At 72.1% G+C, this 458-nt stretch carries 1 protein-coding gene; it reads right to left on the reverse strand.

Translation table 11 applies throughout. The features are described from left to right. Positions 1-24: 24 nt before the first annotated feature. A partial coding sequence (locus LPA54_RS38305) for an aminotransferase class I/II-fold pyridoxal phosphate-dependent enzyme (protein ID WP_228984995.1) occupies positions 25-458 on the reverse strand: 434 nt, incomplete at its 5' end.

The following is a 458-nucleotide window of genomic DNA, read 5'->3' on the forward strand; positions in this document are numbered from 1 at the left end:
GGTCAGGCTTACTGTGGCCGCAGGTCAGCCCTGGGCGTGGAACTCCTCGGCGACCTTCAGGAAGATGTCGTTCGCCTCCGTCTCGCCGACGGTGACCCGCACACCCTCACCGGGGAACGGACGGACGACCACGCCCGCCTGCTCGCACGCCTGCGCGAACGGCACGGTGCGCTCCCCCAGCCGCAGCCACACGAAGTTGGCCTGGGTCTCGGGCACCGTCCAGCCCTGGGCACGCAGCCCGTCGACCACCCGGTTGCGCTCGCACACCAGGGAGCCGACCCGGCCGATCAGCTCGTCCTCGGCGCGCAGCGAGGCGATCGCCGCCTCCTGGGCGATCTGGCTCACGCCGAACGGCACGGCCGTCTTGCGCAGGGCCGCGGCCACCGGCTCATGGGCGATGGCGAAACCGACGCGCAGCCCGGCGAGACCGTACGCCTTCGAGAAGGTCCGCAGAACGC

Source organism: Streptomyces sp. DH12 (assembly GCF_020873895.1).
Lineage (GTDB): Bacteria > Actinomycetota > Actinomycetes > Streptomycetales > Streptomycetaceae > Streptomyces.